The sequence below is a fragment of the Actinosynnema sp. NPDC002837 genome (genome assembly GCF_040295345.1).
In the GTDB taxonomy this organism is placed as follows: Bacteria; Actinomycetota; Actinomycetes; order Mycobacteriales; family Pseudonocardiaceae; genus Actinosynnema.
The window spans coordinates 26,304-43,244 of sequence record NZ_JBEOVG010000026.1 but is presented as its reverse complement, the minus strand read 5'-3'; the positions used below and the strand labels follow the sequence as shown (position 1 = coordinate 43,244).

The following is a 16,941-nucleotide window of genomic DNA, read 5'->3' as shown; positions in this document are numbered from 1 at the left end:
CGGAGTGTGTGTCGCACGTCGTGCGATCCGCGGTTCTCCGCCCATCGACTCACCGCTCTGCCGAGTGCCGCCGGCGTCGGCGGTTGTTGCGGCGATGTTCCGCCCGGTGATCAGAGGATAGCGGGGGACTGCCTGGTGCGGTACGTTCTGGTTTCACCTCGCCCACCGGCCGAGGGGTGTCATCCGATTGGTGGAAAGATATTCCGCACTATTGCGGATCCTTCGGGTAACGGTGGTAGTGACAATGACTTGGGGAAGTCGTCACCGGCTGCGGTGGACGGCCGGTGCGGCAGCCGTGGCCATCGCTCAAGCGCTATCGGGTTTCCTGTTGTCCGACACGGCCGCTGCGCAGGAACCGGTGCCGGTGGTCCGCGTCCTCCCTGGCAGACTGGCGGTTCCACCCGATTCGACCGCCGTCGCCGACGTGCTGGTCGACACCGGTGCCGGCGATCCGGGCGGGTTGGCCTTGTCCTCGGTTCCGGTGGCGGGGGTGTCGGTCAACGCCACCACGGTCGAGACGACACCCACGACCATCCGCTGGCGGGCCGACGTCGCACGGGCCGGGTGGCGCTCGGGGGACGTCGACGTGGTCTTCGTCGTCACCAGGGGTGGAGCGACGGTGGCCACCGGCACGCTGGTGGTCACGCCGGTGAGCCCACCCGACCCCGGAGGGGTGGTCGAGGTGACGGTGTCGACGGAGTTGGACCAGTTGCAGGAGGCCCGGCCGCAGGAGGTCGTGATCGTCGTTCGCAACACCTCATCCGGACCTGTGACCGTGGACTTCGTGTCGGGGGTGGTGAGTGCCGATGTCAGGGTGTGTCTGCTCCCCGACGCCGGGACGGGCACCGGTGGAGGTCTGGACGGCGAACGGTGTGACCGGCGCCGGATGTCCGCCGAGCGTCGTGATCTGGACCGCGGCGAGGTCTCCACCTACTGGTTCGTCGTGGAGGCCACGGAGCGGACCCGGACAGGACGTCACCAGATCCTCTTCGTCACGAAGTCGTCCTACCTGAACGACAGCGGCGACAGGGCGAGCACTGAGACCGTGGTCAAGCACGCGTTCACGCATTCGGTGCTGGGTGAAGCCGAGTTCCTCACCGCCGTCGGCGTGCCGTCCTTCCTGCTGCTGCCCGGCTTCTTGGTGGTGATGGCATATCGGATACCCGCGCGACGTGCGCAGTCACGAGGGGTGGAGCTGCCCCCGTTGGACGTCAGCGCGCCGGAGTTCCTCGCCATCTCGGCGACGTTGTCGGTGGTGGCCATCCCGACGTACTGGTTGATCACGACGCTGCTCGGTCGACCGCACACATACCTGGCCGGCTACGGCGTCCGAGACCTGTTGGCTGTGTGGATCGGCTCTGTGGTGGTGGGTTTCGGCGCGTTCGCGATCCCTTGGGCCGTCACCACGACGCGAACCCGCCTGCGTACCCCGACACCGCACGACAGTCCGCTGACCGTGGTGGAGCGTCTCGCGAGATCCGGTAGTCCGCTCGTGCTGCCCCAGGTTCGGTTCGAGGTAACGGGAGGCGAGATCCGCCAAGGCTTCCTGGTGGTCGTGCCGGGCGGGCAGTCCGGGACGGCCTGGTGCTTGCCGCGCATCCGACTCTCCCTGTCGCCCGACACGGGGGACGACCGCCGGGCGGAGGTCCAGGCGGCGATGACCGGTCCGGCAGAAGGGCTGTGGTCGGTGGTGCGCCGCCGCAGCGACGTGTCGTTGTCCTGGGACTCGGCCGGGCTCGCCGGACCGACCCTCGTCCGGACCGCTGACATCCTCACCGAGATCACCGCGGCACCGCTGGTGACCCAGTCGCTCAGCGCGGAGGCGGAGTTGGACTACTGAGGACGTGACGCAGAGGTCGGGGCGGCCTCCTGGAAGCCGCCCCGCAGTGGCATCAGCCACTGTTTGATCCTCAGCCCACCCGGCACCCCGGGCCTGCGTGGGCTCGCCACGGGCCTCGAACCAGTCGAACCGGACGCTAGCACTGGTGGAGAAGGGGGACAAGATGGCCGTCGTGGTGGGAGAGGTCCGCATCACCTACGTGTTCTCGTCGACGTTGCCCGCCCTCGCGAACGAGGTTCCGGCGGACGCGCCACTGCCCGGGATCCTGAGTCCGCTCGACTACGCCCGCGCGTTCCGCGGCGCCACCGGCACCGGTGCGGACCCCGTCGGCAGGGGCCCGTGGCCGGTAGTGGAGGAGGGAAGCACCCCGTTCGCCCTGCCGTGGTCGATCAGGCCCGAGGACCGCTTCAACACCAACAACTACTGGAAGTACTCGCTGGGAACTCGCGACTACCACGACAGTTCGGTCGGGCGGGCGTGGCGGGTGCAGGCGTGGCTGCGCTCGGCGCGGCGGATCCGGCTCGAAACCTCCGACACGCGGGTGAGAGCCGTGGTTGACGTGGGTTGCCACCCGCTGGCCGACAGCGTCGTCATCTCCTTGCGGTGCACCGGTGATGGGACGCTGTCGGAGTGGGCGCAGCGGTGTGCCGACCTGGACCGCGATCTCCTGCTCACGACCTCCGATGGCGAAGCGCCGAGGACGATCAGACGGTTGGGCTACGACCTGCTGGACCGGCTCGCCCGCGCCAGGTTGGGTGACACCGAGCGCGGACTGGGTTACGCACCCGACCCCGCGATCATCACCACCGTGGTCCGCGCCGGGGGTGGGGTGGATGAGTGCGCCGCCGTAGAAGGCGGCGAAGTGCACAAGTTCCTTGCCTGCGTGGCGGAGCGCGCGACCTTCGACGCCCTGCCGCAACCGGTCGGCCTGGCGGATCACCTGGTGCTGAGCCGGGCGGAGCGGGCGGGTGGTGCGATGTTCGCTGCCGGCCGGCAGCGCGTGGTGTGGGCGCCCAACCGGTTCCGCGCCGGCGGGCGCGGCAGGTGGCTCGGGTGCTACCACAACAACCTGGCCGTGTTGACCGCCCACGTGGATGCGTGGATCGGCACCATTCGGTGGGCTGCGGTGAAGCTGCGCGCGGGTGTGCCCATCACGCGGGGTGTCGAAGCTGTCGATCGGACCAGCCGCCTGCTCATGCTGCTCTACACCTCCGACAGGCGATCGCACCTGCTGTACCGGTCGCGCAGCGCGGCGGCGCAGATCCTCGTGGCCGGGGCGCAGTCCGAACTCCTCGAAGTGCTGCGCTACGTGGGCGTGACCGAACCTGTCTCCGTCATCCCGATCTTCATCGGAGAAGGCGAGGGTTCGATTACTTGAGTCCTCCGACCTGGAATCACACGAAGGTGTGCCCTTTCGCCCGCAAATATGCGGAATGGTCGCGCGACTTTGCGGTACGAGGATGAGGGGGGCTCATCGAGATTGACCCGATCGCCCTTTTTTGGGAAAGTGGACTCCGGCTCTCGGGATGTGGCTGTTCGTGCCGTCGATCGCGGGGCAGGGGAGGTATCGTGTCGGCGAGTCCGAACAGCGGAGGGCTGAATGCCGAGCAGAGGGGTGCGGCGGCTGAGAGCACGTTTCGTGACCTCATGCTGCTCTGGTTGGCCAACGCCCTGCCGTTCCAGGTTTCCACGGTCGTCCCGGACACCCAGAAGATCGACTTTCTCGTGCGCATACCCTCGCTGTGGTCGGTCGCCGACCAGGTGGAACTCAAGTGGCAGGTGAAGTCGACCAGTCGGGACAAGGTCAACGAGGTCGAACAGAGCCCACTGGGCTGCGCCGCCCTGCGACTGGAGCTGGGGCGCAAGAGCATCGAGGGGTTGTACGCGGCGAGCACCGCCGGGCAACTCCTGCTCGCGCTCGCGGTGCAGCGCGACGTCTCGGTGCCGGCGTACGACCTGATGTACCTGCCGCCGAGTGATCGCTTCGACTGGTACGTGCTCGACATGGGCGAGTATTTCCGGGCGACGAGGTGGCGCAACCACCCGGACGTCCTCTACGTGCCCACTCAGAACAAGTTGAACCTGGCCACGTTCTCGTTGCTGTGGAGCGCGCACTGGGTCAACAACTTCTTCCGCGTCCTGGCGACTCCGCAGTTGCTCGCTGTGCCTGAGTTGGTGCAGGACATCAACACCGTCTTCCACGAGCGCGACAGCCTTCACCTGGTGCGCGACTTCGGCTGGAGCTTCCTGCAGAAGCGCTTGCCGAGGTATCGAGGCGAGTTCGACGAAGACGAATTCGCGAAGATCAACTTCCGGACCGGGTTGGCGGGTGCGCTGGGGATAATCCGGGAACGGCTGTACGACGCGTCGAGCTACATCGACGTGGTGCGGAACTACTGCCCCGAGTCGCTGTACGGCACTGCCAACCTGTGGCTCTTCTCGACCTGTTACCACCATTTCATGAAGGCCACCATGGACATCGGCGGTGGGCGGCCCGACTTCTTCAGCGAACGGCTTCTGCCGCTTCCCGACGTGGACATCAGGTTGGTGCCGCGAATACACCTGGTTGCGCTCTGGCATGTCATTCTCAGATATCGGCACCTTGGTACCGAGGTGCGCTTGGTGACGCCGCCGAAAGACGGTGCCGGCGAGGACTACAGCTTTTACGGCGGTGGTATCGGCTATTTCCCCTGGATCAGTCTCGCGGGCGACGGGGCCAATTGGGAGATCGAGATCGGCAGCACTCGCAGCATGGTGGACAACATTGACTTCCTGGAAAGCAGGGCTAGGGAGACCCAGTTCTCCCTGGATCAGGGTGGTCGGGCAGAGGTGGCCCGGTTGTTCGGCGTCAGGGAATCGGACCTGCTGCTGCCGAGCCGGATGCCAACCTTGATGTTCCCCAGGGAGAACCTCTTCCTGAGGTACCCGGTGGAGCTGTTCGACCCCGACTCGCGGCTGATCTCCGCGTGATCGGCGATCAATCGACAGCCCGATCACCCGAGTGATCTGGCGACTACTTACGACAACGACGAGGAGAACGTGCGTGACCGTCCCAGGCAGTGCCCCGGAGCGCAGGAGTTTCGCGGTGGACAAGGTTTTGCCGGGCATCGACCTCCGGCCCTTCATCGGTGGTGAGCACGTCGAACCCCGGACCGGGGAAACGCTGGACGTGACCGACCCTGGCACTGGACAGCGGATTGCCGTGTTGCCCGCGGTGGTCGAGACCGACGTGCGGGAGGCTGTCGGCGCCGCGCGGACGGCCTTCGACGAGGGACCTTGGCCTCGGATGTCGCCGGTCGAGCGCGCGTCGCACCTGCACCGGCTGGCCGATCTGATCGAGCGCGACCTGGACGAGCTGGCGCTCGTGGAATCGCTCGACACCGGCAAGCTGTTCCGGGGGGTGCGCGGCTGGGACATCGGCAACGCGGCCGAAACCTTCCGCTACTACGCGGAATGGGCGGTCCGCACCAGCGGGGACGTACTGCCTTCCGTCGGAGCCGTCCGGGTCACCACGCAGAGGGAGCCGATCGGTGTCTGCGCGGCGATCATCCCGTGGAACTTTCCCTTCGCCTGCGTGTCGTGGAAGGCGGCTCCGGCGCTGGCGGCGGGCTGTACGGTCGTCATCAAGCCGCCGGAGCGAGCTCCGCTGTCTGTCCAGGCGTTGGCCGCGCTGATCGCGGAGGCGGGGTTCCCGCCCGGGGTGGTGAACATCGTCAGCGGTCTTGGGGACACTGCGGGCCTCGCGCTCGTCTCGGACCCACGAATCGACAAGATCAGCTTCACCGGGAGTACGGAGACCGCGCGGACCATCACCCGCGCGTCCGCCTCAAGCATCCCTCGCATCACCACCGAACTCGGCGGGAAGGGCGCGAACATCGTCTTCGCGGACGCTGACCTGGACGCCGCGCTCGATGGAGCGGTCGAAGCCTCCTTCGGGCTCGCCGGGCAGAACTGCTGCGCCGCGGGGCGCATCCTGGTCCAGCAGGACATCTACGACGAGTTCCTGACCCGCCTGGTCGGGCGGGCGGAACGCCGCGTGCTCGGCGACCAATTCGACGACGGCACCGAGCAGGGCCCGCAGATCGACCGCGCGCACCTCGCCCGCATCGACGGCATGGTGCGGGAATCGCTTGCCTCCGGGGCGAGGGCGGAGACCGGTGGGCGGGCCGGTGACGACGGCGGCCTGCACTACCTGCCAACCCTGCTGACCGGCGTCGGGCGTGCCGACCGGATCTCGCGCGAGGAGGTGTTCGGGCCGGTCGCGTGTGTCTACCCGTTCCGCGACGCCGCAGAGGCGGTGGAGATCGCCAACGATTCCGAGTACGGCCTTTCGGCGTCGTTGTGGACGAAGGACGCTGGCACGGCCGACAAGTTGGTCGACGAGTTGCGCGTCGGCACCGTCTGGCTGAACTGCTTCGGGTACTTCATGCCGTACATCCCTTGGGGTGGCACCAAGTTGTCCGGCAACGGCCGGGAACTCGGCCGAGAAGGCATTGACGAGTACCTCGTCACCAAGGCGGTGTACCGGGCCCCGTAATCGGCGCCCACGACCGCTTCGCCCGTCCGCCGGCGTCCACGTGCGTAACCGAGGGAGAGCGATGCGCGGTGCACTGAACTACCTCGGGCAGTTGCGGCTGTACTCATTCGTGGATCTGTTGTTGCTGCTTGCGGCAGTCGGGGCGGACGGCACGGAGGTGGTGGGCGTCAGCCTGCTCTGGATCGGCTTCTTGGTGCACTTGGAATGGCGGCACCGGGATGACGGGCGCCTGCGGTGGCACTGGGCGGCCTGGCTGGTCCCGTGGCTCCTCGCGCCCTTGTTCTTGATGAGCCCATGGCTGGTCCTCTACTACGCCCTCGCTGTGGCTTACACCTACAAGAAGCGATTTCCCGCGGCCGGTGCGGTGTCGCCGCTTCTTAACGGCGGGCTGAAGGCCACCTACGTGCTCCTGCTCCCGACCGGAACACCGGTGGTCACCGCACTCGTGTTCGTCGTCATGGCGGTCCGCAACCTGCTCGGGGACGTGCGCGATGCGGCGAAGGATGCCCGGCAGGGCGTCGGCACGCTGCCGGTTCTGCTGGGCTACCGTCGGCGCACACCGCTGGTGTACCCGGCCGGGCTGGTGGCGACTTCGGTCCTGTGGACGTTGTGGGGAAACCTGCCGTTGTGGGCGCTGGCGGGTGCGCTGGTGGTCCAGGCGTCCACCTACCGGTTGACCCCGAGATGAGATCTCGGGATCGGCCGTGAGTCCTGCGCGTGCGATGTCCGAACCACGAGTACGGTACCGATCCGTGCAGCTCGCCGCAGATGTCCTCACCGCGCTGGTCGCGGCCATCCACCTCTACATCGTCGTGCTGGAGATGTTCCTCTGGAACACGCCGCGCGGCCGTGCGACGTTCGGCACCACGCCCGAGTTCGCCGCCGAGTCGAAGGTGCTGGCCGCCAACCAGGGCCTCTACAACGGCTTCCTGGCCGCCGGGCTGATCTTCGCGCTGATCGCCCGGGGCGACACCGGGTTCGCCTTCGCCGTGTTCTTCCTGGTCTGCGTGATCATCGCGGGCCTGTACGGCGCGGCGACGGTCAGTCGTCGGATCCTGGTCGTGCAGTCCGTGCCCGCCGCGATCGCGTTGCTGCTGGTGGTGCTGGCGAGGTAGCCGGGCGGCGCCACGGACCCTTCGCCGGGTCGTAGCCGGTGCGCAGGTCACCCCTCACGTGCTTGCGCCACAGCGGATCGGCCGCGGTCCGACCACCCGCGTCACCGGCCTCACCCGACCGGCGCGGCTCACCCGACCGGTCCGGCTCACTCGACCGGTCCGGCTCACCCGACCCGTCCGGCTCACCCGACGCGGGCACGGAGACCGGCTCACGGCCCGCCACGAACGCCGCCAAGGCGGTCGTGATCGGCACCGCCGCCACGAGCCCGATGCTGCCCACCAGCGTCCGCACGACCTCCTGCGCCACCTCCTGCGCGGTCAGGATCTCGCCCAGGCTCCGGCCCGACAGCGTGAACGCCAGCAGCAGCGGCAGCGCCGCGCCCGCGTACGCCATGACCAGCGTGTTCACCACCGACGACAGGTGGTCGCGGCCGATGCGCGACCCCGCCGCGTACAGGTCGCGGAACCCCAGCGACGGGTTCGCCCGCCGCAGCTCCCACACCGCGCTGGTCTGCGTCACGGTCACGTCGTCCAGCACGCCGAGCGCGCCGATGATCGTGCCCGCCAGCAGCAGCCCGCGCGTGTCGATGCCGTGCCCGAGCAGCGACACCAGGTTGGCCGTCTCCTGGTCCAGCCCGGTCAGCTTGCCGAACGCCGAGAACAACGCGCCCAGCACGCAGATCAGGGCCAGGCTCACCAACGTGCCCAGCACCGCCGTGGACGTCCGCGCGGACAACCCGTGCGTCAGGTACAGCACCACGAACATGATCAGCCCCGCGCCGACCACCGCCACGGTCAGCGGGTTCTCGCCGGCCAGGATCGCGGGCAGCACGAACAGCACCAGCACCACGAAGCTCAACGCCAGCGCGCCCAGCGCCGCCAGCCCCTGCCACCGCCCCAGCAGCAGCACGGCCGCCGCGAACAGCACCGCCAGCAGCAGCAACGGCACGCCGCGCTGGAAGTCGGCCAGCTGGTAGGACGTGCTGTCGTTCGGGTCGCCGCCGCCGTAGGACAGCACCACCGCGTCGCCCACGGTGAACGTCGGCGTGCCCGGCTGGTCCGGCACCGGGATCCGGATCTCCCGACCGGCCGCCGCGCCGTCGCTCATCTTCACGGTCACCAGCACGCACCCGGTGGCGCCCGGCTCGCCCGTGTCCGGACCGCACCCGCCCTGCGCCACGGCCGTCACGTCGCCGCGCACCGGCACCTGCGCGAGCCCCGCCTCCGCGCCCGTGCGCTGCTCGTGCCCGAACGGGTACAGCAGCAGCGCGCCGACCACGGTCGCGAGCACGAGCGGCAAGAGCAGGACCAGCAGCAGCTTCCGCACACGTCGGGAAGCAGGCCCGACGGGGCCGTGCCCATGGCCGTGTCCATGGGCGGCGATGAGGTCCTTGGCGCGCACGCGCACATACTGCCCGCCCACCCCGGTCGTCCGCATGTCGGACAGTTCGGTGCGAATTTCGGGGTGAGCCCTTCAACCGCGCCCCGGTCGGTGCCACGCTCGCCGCGTGACCACGAACTGGACACCCACCCACGGCCGGTCCTTCGAGCCGGTCCCGTACCGACCGGCCAGGATGCCGGTCGACGAGTCCCTGCGCACGGCCGCCGACCTGCGCGCCCGCATGGGGGACCGCCGCACGGTGCGCATGTTCTCCGCCGATCCCGTGCCCGACCGGGTGGTGCTCGACGCCATCGCGGTCGCCTCCACCGCGCCCAGCGGCGCCCACCAGCAACCCTGGACGTTCGTGCTGGTCAAGGACCCCGCGGTGCGCCGGCGCATCCGTGAGGCCGCCGAGCACGAGGAACGCGTCTCCTACGCGGGCAGGCTCGGCGACGAGTGGCTGGACGCGCTGCGCCCCCTCGGCACCGACGACGTCAAGCCGCACCTGACGGACGCGCCGGAACTCGTCGTCGTGTTCGAGCAGCGGTACTACCTGGAGCCCGACGGCACCCGCCGCAAGCACTACTACGTGGACGAGTCGGTCGGCATCGCGGTCGGCATGCTGCTGACCGCGCTGCACCTGTCCGGGCTCGCCGCGCTGACCCACACGCCGTCGCCGATGAAGTTCCTCGGCGAGGTGCTGGGCCGCCCGCGCAACGAGAAGGCGTTCGCGGTGATCCCGATCGGCTACCCGGCCGACGACTGCGTGGTGCCCGCCCTGGTCCGCAAGTCACTGGACCAAGTCCTCGTCACCGTCTGACCGCCCTCCGGGTCACCAGCCGACCGCCCTCCGGGGTTGATGCCGACCCGGCCGCGTCACCGACCGGGCTCCGACGGATCGGCCTGGGGCAACGGATCGGCGAACCGGAAGTGCGCCGCCACCGCCTCCTCACACGCCGCCACGGCCTGCCGCAGCCGCTCCTCCGGCGACCCCGTGACCAACCGCCACGGCACACCCCGCCGTGCCAACCCGACCCGGAACAAGTCCGTCATCCACTCCCGCAGGTGCTCGCCGTCCCGCCACCCGTCCTGCTCGAACGGCACGCCGACGTGATCGGTCAGCAGGTACAGGGCGGGGCGGCGGGCGTCCGGCGCGATGTCCGGGTGCGGCGCGCCGAGGTACCGGTGACCCCACACCGTCGCCGCCCACGCGTCGTTGTCGCACACCAGTACCGGTCCGTCCACCGCCGCGTCGGCCGACTCCTGCTGCCTGCGCGCCACGTCCTGGAAGTCGCCGACCGTCCACACGAGATCGTCGACCCCCGCCTCGGGGTCGAACGCCCGCGCAGCCGCCAGCTTCAGCTCGGTGTGCTCCCGCCCGTACTCGGGCACCCACGTCGCGGCCAACGCCTGCGCCAACTCCCGCGACAACGTCGTCGTGCCCGTGCTCTCGGCTCCCACCACCACGACCCGCGCGCACAACCCGACCCTGGTCGCCCGCGCGAGCCACCCCCACTGCCCGCGCGGATCGGCCCGCACCGCCGTGCCCGACACGGGAACGGCGCCGCGGTCGAGGTCCACCAGCACGTGCCGCGCGCCGAGCCGCTTGGCCATCTCGTCGCCGTACCGCTCGCTGGAGAACACGACGTCGACCGCCGCCGACGCCGGGTCGCCGTCCAGGATGGCCCGCCGCGCGAGCACCGCCCGTGCCACGCCCATGTGCAGTTCCCACACCACGTCGCTGTGGAAGTCCATCGGGTGGTCGTCCACGTCGCCGAGCACGACGAGACCGGGCGTGCCCGCGTGCTCGGCGCGCAGCCACGACACCCGGTCGGCGACCGGGATGGACTCGGCGCCCGACGCCAGCACGGTCACGGTCGTGCGCCGGCTCCGCGCGGCGGCCGTGCGGATGAGGTGGTGGTGACCGGCGTGCGGGGGGTAGAACTTGCCGAGCACCAGCGCGTGGTCGAAGTCGGTCACGCGGCCACCGCTTCGTCCTGGCGCAACGCCCTCGTCCAGTTGCGCAGGCCGAGCACGCACAGCGCCATGAAGCCCACGTAGAGGACCGCGGTCAGCCACAGGCCCTTGTAGGCGTACAACGGAACGTAGATCACGTCCGCGGCGATCCACAGCCACCAGCACTCGACCTTCTTGCGGGTCTGGCCCCACGTGGCCAGCAACGAGAGCACGGTGGTCGCGGAATCCGCCCACGGCACGGTCGAGTTGCTGAACGTGGTGAGCACCCACACCAGCAGGAGGGTGCCCGCCACGCCGGCGGCGAGGAGCCACCACCACTGCTCGCGCGTGGTGCGACCGACCGGCAGCGGGGTGTGCTCGACGCCGCCGCGCAGCCACGCCCACCAGCCGTACAGCGCGAGCGCCACGTAGACGACCTGGAGGCCCGAGTCCGCGTACAGGCCGCTGGTCGCGAACAGCACGAGGAAGGCGAGGTTGTTGAGGATGCCGATCGGCCAGTTGAGCGGGTTCTGCCGGGCCACCAGCCACACGCAGAGCGCGCCGGTCACGAAACCGGCGACCTCGCCCCAGCTCGTGGCGACGCCGGCGAACGTGAACGCGGTGGTGGTGAAGGGCCACAAGATGACGTCCAGCACAGACACAGGCACTCCGTTTGACCCTGTTTCGAACACGTGTTCGAATGTGGACATGCGATGGGACGGGCAGAAGGACGGGGCGGACCGGCAGCAGGCCCTGCCGGGATTGCCGGGGCTGGTCCGAAGCGTACGAACTCCCGACTTCGCCGACGTCGTGTTCCACGAGGTGAACGCCAAGTCCGTGCTGAACAAGGTGCCCGGCGGCGGCCTGCCGTTCGGGTGGACGGTCAACCCGTACCGCGGCTGCACGCACGGCTGCACGTACTGCCTGACCGGTGACACGCCGGTGCTGCTGGCGGACGGCCGCACCAAGCCCATCGCCGAGCTGGCCGTCGGCGAAGAGGTGTTCGGCACGGCGAACGGCCGGTTCGTGGTCACCCGCGTGCGGGCGCACTGGAAGACCTCCAAGCCCGCCTACCGGGTCACGTTGAGCGACGGCACGCAGGTGGTGGCGGGCGGCGACCACCGGTTCCTCACCGACGAGGGGTGGAAGCACGTCACGCCCGGCCGGTGCGACGACTTCGAGGAGCGGCCGTTCCTGGTCAAGGGCGCGCGGCTGGTCGGGACGGGCCGGTTCGCCTCGCCGCCCGCGCACGGCGACGAGTACCGCGAGGGCTACCTGTGGGGCGCGGTGCGCGGCGGCCTGCCCAGCCACCCGGACGTGCTGGGTCGGGTGCGCGAGTTCGCCGGCGGCCGGGCGCCGCGCGAGCAGGACCTGGTGCGGTGGCCGACCACGCCGGGTGAGGAGTGGTCGAAGGGGTTCCTGGCCGGTCTGTTCGACGCGCGGGGCAGCTCGACGGGCGGCGAGCTGGTGATGTCCAGTTCGGACAGCGCGGTGTTCGAGGCGGCGGTGCTGGCGCTGACGCGGCTGCGCGTGTCGCACGTGGTCGAGGTGCGCGGTGTGCGGATCGTCGGCGGGCTGGCCGAGCGGCTGCGGTTCCTGCACCTCGTCGGACCGGCGATCGGGCGCGGCAACGCCGTGGAGGGCATGGCGGTGCCCTCCACGTCCCGGCTGGCGGTGGTGTCGGTGGAGTCGCTCGGCGTGACGCGGACGTTGTACGACATCACCACCGGCACCGGCGACTTCGTGGCCAACGGCCTGGTCAGCCACAACTGCTTCGCCCGCAACACGCACACCTACCTCGACCTCGACGCCGGGCGCGACTTCGACACCCAGGTGGTGGTGAAGGTCAACGCGGTGGAGGTGCTCGAAGGCCAGCTGCGGTCCAAGCGGTGGCGGCGCGAGCACGTGGCGATGGGCACGAACACCGACCCGTACCAGCGGGCCGAGGGCCGGTACGCGTTGATGCCGGGCATCATCCGGGCGCTGGCCGACTCCGGCACGCCGTTCTCGATCCTCACCAAGGGGACGGTGCTCGCGCGGGACATCCCGCTGCTGGAACGCGCCGCGTCCTCGGTGTCGGTGGGCATCGGGGTGTCGCTGGCGTTGCTGGACCGCGAGCTGCAGTCCGGGCTGGAACCGGGCACGCCCAGCCCGCGGGCGAGGCTCGAGCTGGTGCGCCGGGTCCGTGACGCGGGGTTGCCGTGCGGGGTGTTCGTCGCGCCCGTGCTGCCGCGGCTCACGGACTCGGAGGAGCAGCTGGACGCGTTGCTGGCCTCGATCGCCGAGGCCGGCGCCACGGGCGTCACGGTCCTGCCGCTGCACCTGCGGCCGGGCGCGCGCGAGTGGTTCGCCCGGTGGCTGGTGCGCGAGCGGCCGGACCTGGCCGACGACTACCGGCGGCTGTACGCGCGCGGATCCTATGTGGACGTCCGGTACCGGCGGTGGCTGGCGGCGCGCATCGAGCCGTTGCTGCGGCGGCACGGCCTGGACCCGCGCGGCGGCCGTGACGCGGTCGGCGTGCCCGGCGACGACGAGGGCGTGTGGCCGGCGGGCAGCCTGCCCGCCTCGACGCCGACCGGCCCGGTCGTGCAGGAGCAGCTGACCCTCCTCTAGCGCACCGCCTGCGGGAACCGCAGCACGCCGTCCGGGTCGTAGCGGCGGGCGACGGCGCGCAGCCGGGGCAGGTTGTGCCGGTAGCCCGTCTCCGCCCAGTCCTCCTGCCGCGGGTCCAGGTAGTTGATGTAGGTGCCGGCGCCGACCAGACCGGCCAACGCCGACTGGACGTCGTCGACCTCGCGGGTGACCAGCTCCGGCGGCAGGTCGCCGACGGTGCCGAAGACCTCGACGGACGTCGGCGCGCCGCGATGGGGGTAGGCCGTGTCGGTGGGGCCGAGCCGGTCGATCGCACCGCCGAGCGCGCCCACGATGAGCAGCGCGCTCTCCTTGCCCCGCACCGTCTCCGCCACCGCCGCCGGGTCGTCCCACATGCCGTCGGCGATGCGTGAGGACGCGCGGAAGGCGTTGCGGGGCGGGTGCCCCTGGGTCATGATCGCGATCGCGGTCGGGTAGTCGACCTCGGCGTGCTCCAGCGGACCGTCGACGCCCAGGCCGGCGAGGTCCCCGTGCAGCAGGGCCGCGGGGCCGATCGAGCAGCCGGTCAGGTCCACCGAGCCGTCGGGCAGGACCACGCAGGTGCTGGACAGGCGGTCGGGGACCCCGGCGCTCCACGGCTGCCAGGCGCCGAGCACGTCCGCCGCCGACCCGGCCGGGAACCTCAGCCGGAACACGGTCAGCACCTCCGGCGCGGGAGCGGTGGCGAACTCGAACGAGGTGACCACGCCGAAGTTGCCGCCCCCGCCGCCGCGCAACGCCCAGAACAGGTCCGGCTCGCGGTCCTCGGAGGCGGTGACCAGGCGGCTGTCGACGGTGACCACGCGGGCGGCACGCAGCCGGTCGCACGTGAGGCCGAACGCGCGGTCGACCCAGCCGAGGCCGCCGCCCAGCGTGAGACCGGCGATGCCGACCGACGGGCAGTTGCCCAGCGGCAGGCACCGGCCGGCGGCGGCGAGGGCCGCGTAGACGTCGCCGAGCCGTGCGCCCGCGCCGATCACGGCGGTGCCGTCGGGCCGCACGTCGACGCCCGCCATCGGCCCTAGGTCGACCACCAGGCCGTCGTGCGGGGTGGAGTAGGCGGCGTAGCTGTGCCCGCCGCCGCGCGCGGCCACCCGGATCCGGCCGCGCCGGGCCTCCTCCAGGCACCGCTGCACGTCCTCCGCGCGCACGCAGCGGGCGATCGCGGCCGGCCGGTGGTGGTCGAACAACGAGTTGAACGGCAGCCGCGCGGTGTCGTAGCCGTCGTCGCCGGGCACCAGCAGCTCGCCGGACAGGTGGGCGCGCAGTCGTGCCCACCTCCCGGGCCGAGCCGCCGGCGCGCCGTTCGCCGCCACCGGCCCGCCGGCCGCCACCACGCCGCCCGCAGCCGCCGCCGCGCCCGCCCAGCGCAACACGTTCCGCCGTGAAACCGCCACTCCGGCCTCCTCCTCAGCCAGCCCTCATCGAACAAGGCGGCCGATCACGGCGGAACCGCTGTTCGGACGGCTGAGGAGGAGCCGGTCGACCTCCCCGGGCTACGCGGCCTTGAGTGTGCCGCCGTCGATGACGTAGTCGACGCCGGTGATCCAGGACGCCTCGTCGGACACCAGGAAGGCCACCAGGTTGGCGATGTCCTCCGGCGTGCCGGTGCGGCCCAGCGGGATGCCGCCGATCATCCCGACCAGCGCCGCCCGGGCGTCGTCGAGACCGCCGCCGGTGCTCGCGGCGAGGTCGCCGAGCACCGCGTCCACCGCCGAGGTCTCGGTCATGCCGGGGGAGACTCGGTTGACCCGCACGCCCTTGGACGCCACCTCCTCGGCCAGCCCCTTGCTGTAGTTGGACAGCGCCGCCTTGGCGGCCGAGTAGTGCATCAGCGGGCCGACGGGGACGTGCGCCGCGGACGACGAGATGTGGACGATCACGCCCGAGCCCCGCTCGACCATCCCGGGCAGCAGCGCGCGGTCCAGCCGGACCGCGCCGAGCAGGTTCGTCTCCAGGATCTCCTGCCACGCCTTGTCGTCGATGTCGCGGTACCCGCCCGGCTTCGCCTGGCCGCCGCCCGCGTTGTCGATCAAGATGTCGACCCCGCCGAGCTGCTCGACCGCCTCGTCCGCCAACCGGGACGCCGAGTCCGGGTCGGCCACGTCCGCGGTGGTGAACAGCACGCCCGGCGGCAGCTCCGCGCCGCCCGCCGAACGGGCCGTGGTCAGCACGAGCGCCCCCTCGGCGGCCAGTTTGCGCACGATCCCCGCACCGATGCCCCGCGTGCCGCCGGTGACCACCGCACGCCGTCCCGCCAACCTGCCCGAGTTATTTACCATGAGGTACACAATTCGTGTTCTGTACCGATCGGTCAACAACCTGTGACCGCTCTCACCGGCGGGGATCGAGTACCGTACTGACAGGTCCAGAATCGAGGTGGCGGATCGATGGCCGGTGGACGTCCACGCGCGTTCGACGCCGACGAGGCGTTGGACCAGGCGCTCCGCGTGTTCTGGGAACGCGGCTACGAGGGTGCGGCCCTGTCCGACCTGACCGAGGCGATGGGCATCAACCGCCCCAGCCTGTACGCGGCCTTCGGCAACAAGGAGTCCCTGTTCCGCAAGGCGCTCGACCGCTACACCGAGCGGCAGGCCGTCCACGTGCGGGACGCGCTCGACCGGCCGACCGCCCGTGCCGCCGCCGAGCGCATGTTGTGCGGCGCCGCCGACGTGTCGACCCGGCCCGGCTGCCCGACCGGCTGCCTGAGCCTGCAGGGCGGCCTGGCCATGGGCGAGGACGCCGTGGCGACCCGTGAGCGGTTGGCCGACTGGCGTCGGACGGGTGAGGCCGGGCTGCGTGACCGCTTCGAGCGGGCCAAGGCCGAGGGCGACCTGCCCGCCCACGTGGACGCGGCGGACCTGGCCAAGTTCGTCGTGCTGGTCGCGCAGGGGATCTCGGTGCAGGCGGCGGACGGCGTGGACCGCGAGCAGCTGCACCGGATGGTCGACATCGCCCTGGCCGCCTGGCCGACCTGACTCTGCTCGAACCCGAAAACTGCTGGTCGAACTCCTCTGCGGGCCTGGCGCGACCCTTGTCGTACGGCGTACGGTACAATGTACGGCATGAGTGCTGTGCCGGGTAGTGGAGCGGGGTTCGTGCCGACCGACGAAGACGTGGCGAGCGTGCTCGCGTGGTTCGAGCAGTGGGACGCCCTGGCCGTGGCCAAGGACGTCGAGGCGATGGCCGACATGGCGCTGTTCCCGGTCAACGCGGTGACCGGCGGGTCGGCGCAGTCGTGGGACCGGGCGCGGTTCCTCACCGACATGAGGGCGGCCCTGGGCGACGGCGACGTGCGGATGGAGTCCGTCCGGACGCCGGTGTTCATCAGCGCCGACCTGGTGTTCGTGATCACCGACGCGACCATCACCGCCGATGACTTCTCGCAGGTGGTGAGGTACGGCGACCTGTTGGTGAAGACCGACGGCAAGTGGCTGTTCCAGACCATGGCCCAGGGCGGGTGGTAGCCGGGTGGTCCCTC

Annotated in this window: 15 protein-coding genes; 10 read left to right on the top strand and 5 right to left on the bottom strand. The window is 70.7% G+C overall.

Features of this window, described 5'->3' with window-relative positions:
* Nucleotides 1-424: 424 nt before the first annotated feature.
* The 6 genes from ABTZ99_RS19720 (at nucleotide 425) to ABTZ99_RS19695 (ending at nucleotide 7,492) form a co-directional block, all read left to right on the top strand.
* Nucleotides 425-1,840, top strand: coding sequence for a hypothetical protein (locus tag ABTZ99_RS19720; protein ID WP_499612796.1), 1,416 nt, complete (start codon nucleotides 425-427; stop codon nucleotides 1,838-1,840).
* 145 nt (nucleotides 1,841-1,985) lie between these two features.
* Entirely contained in the window at nucleotides 1,986-3,218 is a 1,233-nt protein-coding gene (locus ABTZ99_RS19715) for a hypothetical protein (RefSeq protein WP_499612794.1), read from the top strand.
* A gap of 269 nt (nucleotides 3,219-3,487) precedes the next feature.
* Nucleotides 3,488-4,810 carry a hypothetical protein gene (locus ABTZ99_RS19710; protein ID WP_499612792.1) on the top strand — a complete coding sequence of 441 codons (1,323 nt, stop codon included), beginning with the start codon at nucleotides 3,488-3,490 and terminating at the stop codon, nucleotides 4,808-4,810.
* Nucleotides 4,811-4,925: 115 nt separating this feature from the next.
* Nucleotides 4,926-6,377 carry an aldehyde dehydrogenase family protein gene (locus tag ABTZ99_RS19705; RefSeq protein WP_499612790.1) on the top strand — a complete coding sequence of 484 codons (1,452 nt, stop codon included), beginning with the start codon at nucleotides 4,926-4,928 and terminating at the stop codon, nucleotides 6,375-6,377.
* Nucleotides 6,378-6,438: 61 nt separating this feature from the next.
* Nucleotides 6,439-7,065: a UbiA prenyltransferase family protein gene (locus ABTZ99_RS19700; protein ID WP_499612788.1), complete on the top strand. Its 627-nt coding sequence runs from the start codon at nucleotides 6,439-6,441 to the stop codon at nucleotides 7,063-7,065.
* Between the two features lie 64 nt (nucleotides 7,066-7,129).
* Complete coding sequence (locus ABTZ99_RS19695) at nucleotides 7,130-7,492, top strand: DUF1304 domain-containing protein (RefSeq protein ID WP_498772811.1); 363 nt, start codon at nucleotides 7,130-7,132, stop codon at nucleotides 7,490-7,492.
* Here the strand turns inward: ABTZ99_RS19695 and ABTZ99_RS19690 are convergent.
* Entirely contained in the window at nucleotides 7,419-8,819 is a 1,401-nt protein-coding gene (locus ABTZ99_RS19690) for a YibE/F family protein (protein ID WP_499612786.1), read from the bottom strand. The two genes, ABTZ99_RS19695 and ABTZ99_RS19690, sit on opposite strands and share 74 nt — an antisense overlap.
* A 247-nt stretch (nucleotides 8,820-9,066) precedes the next feature.
* Here ABTZ99_RS19690 and ABTZ99_RS19685 point away from each other — a divergent pair, with 247 nt between their 5' ends.
* Nucleotides 9,067-9,693 (top strand): nitroreductase family protein, encoded by a 627-nt coding sequence (locus ABTZ99_RS19685; protein ID WP_498772813.1) that lies wholly within the window; start codon nucleotides 9,067-9,069, stop codon nucleotides 9,691-9,693.
* 56 nt (nucleotides 9,694-9,749) lie between these two features.
* Here ABTZ99_RS19685 and ABTZ99_RS19680 read toward each other — a convergent pair whose 3' ends face one another.
* Nucleotides 9,750-10,853 carry an AAA family ATPase gene (locus tag ABTZ99_RS19680; RefSeq protein ID WP_499612784.1) on the bottom strand — a complete coding sequence of 368 codons (1,104 nt, stop codon included), beginning with the start codon at nucleotides 10,851-10,853 and terminating at the stop codon, nucleotides 9,750-9,752.
* The gene (pnuC, locus tag ABTZ99_RS19675; RefSeq protein ID WP_499612782.1) at nucleotides 10,850-11,491 is read right to left on the bottom strand and encodes a nicotinamide riboside transporter PnuC; all 642 of its coding nucleotides are present in this window, start codon (nucleotides 11,489-11,491) and stop codon (nucleotides 10,850-10,852) included. The genes ABTZ99_RS19680 and pnuC overlap by 4 nt, the downstream gene beginning before the upstream one ends.
* A 46-nt stretch (nucleotides 11,492-11,537) precedes the next feature.
* Between pnuC and ABTZ99_RS19670 the strand changes: the two genes are divergently transcribed.
* A complete protein-coding gene (locus tag ABTZ99_RS19670; RefSeq protein WP_499612780.1) occupies nucleotides 11,538-13,442 on the top strand; it encodes an intein-containing Rv2578c family radical SAM protein in 1,905 nt (634 codons plus the stop codon).
* Here the strand turns inward: ABTZ99_RS19670 and ABTZ99_RS19665 are convergent.
* Both ABTZ99_RS19665 and ABTZ99_RS19660 read right to left on the bottom strand, forming a co-directional pair.
* Nucleotides 13,439-14,857: an FAD-binding oxidoreductase gene (locus ABTZ99_RS19665; protein ID WP_499612778.1), complete on the bottom strand. Its 1,419-nt coding sequence runs from the start codon at nucleotides 14,855-14,857 to the stop codon at nucleotides 13,439-13,441. The genes ABTZ99_RS19670 and ABTZ99_RS19665 overlap by 4 nt on opposite strands.
* Before the next feature lie 99 nt (nucleotides 14,858-14,956).
* On the bottom strand, nucleotides 14,957-15,742 hold the full coding sequence (locus tag ABTZ99_RS19660; RefSeq protein ID WP_498772436.1) for an SDR family oxidoreductase: 786 nt from the start codon (nucleotides 15,740-15,742) through the stop codon (nucleotides 14,957-14,959).
* A 108-nt stretch (nucleotides 15,743-15,850) separates the two neighbouring features.
* On the opposite strand from ABTZ99_RS19660, the gene ABTZ99_RS19655 reads away from it, so the two are divergent.
* Together ABTZ99_RS19655 and ABTZ99_RS19650 are read left to right on the top strand one after the other, a co-directional pair.
* Entirely contained in the window at nucleotides 15,851-16,438 is a 588-nt protein-coding gene (locus ABTZ99_RS19655; protein WP_499612776.1) for a TetR/AcrR family transcriptional regulator, read from the top strand.
* Between the two features lie 87 nt (nucleotides 16,439-16,525).
* Nucleotides 16,526-16,927, top strand: a complete 402-nt coding sequence (locus ABTZ99_RS19650) for a nuclear transport factor 2 family protein (RefSeq protein WP_499612774.1) — start codon at nucleotides 16,526-16,528, stop codon at nucleotides 16,925-16,927.
* The last annotated feature ends 14 nt before the right edge of the window (nucleotides 16,928-16,941 follow it).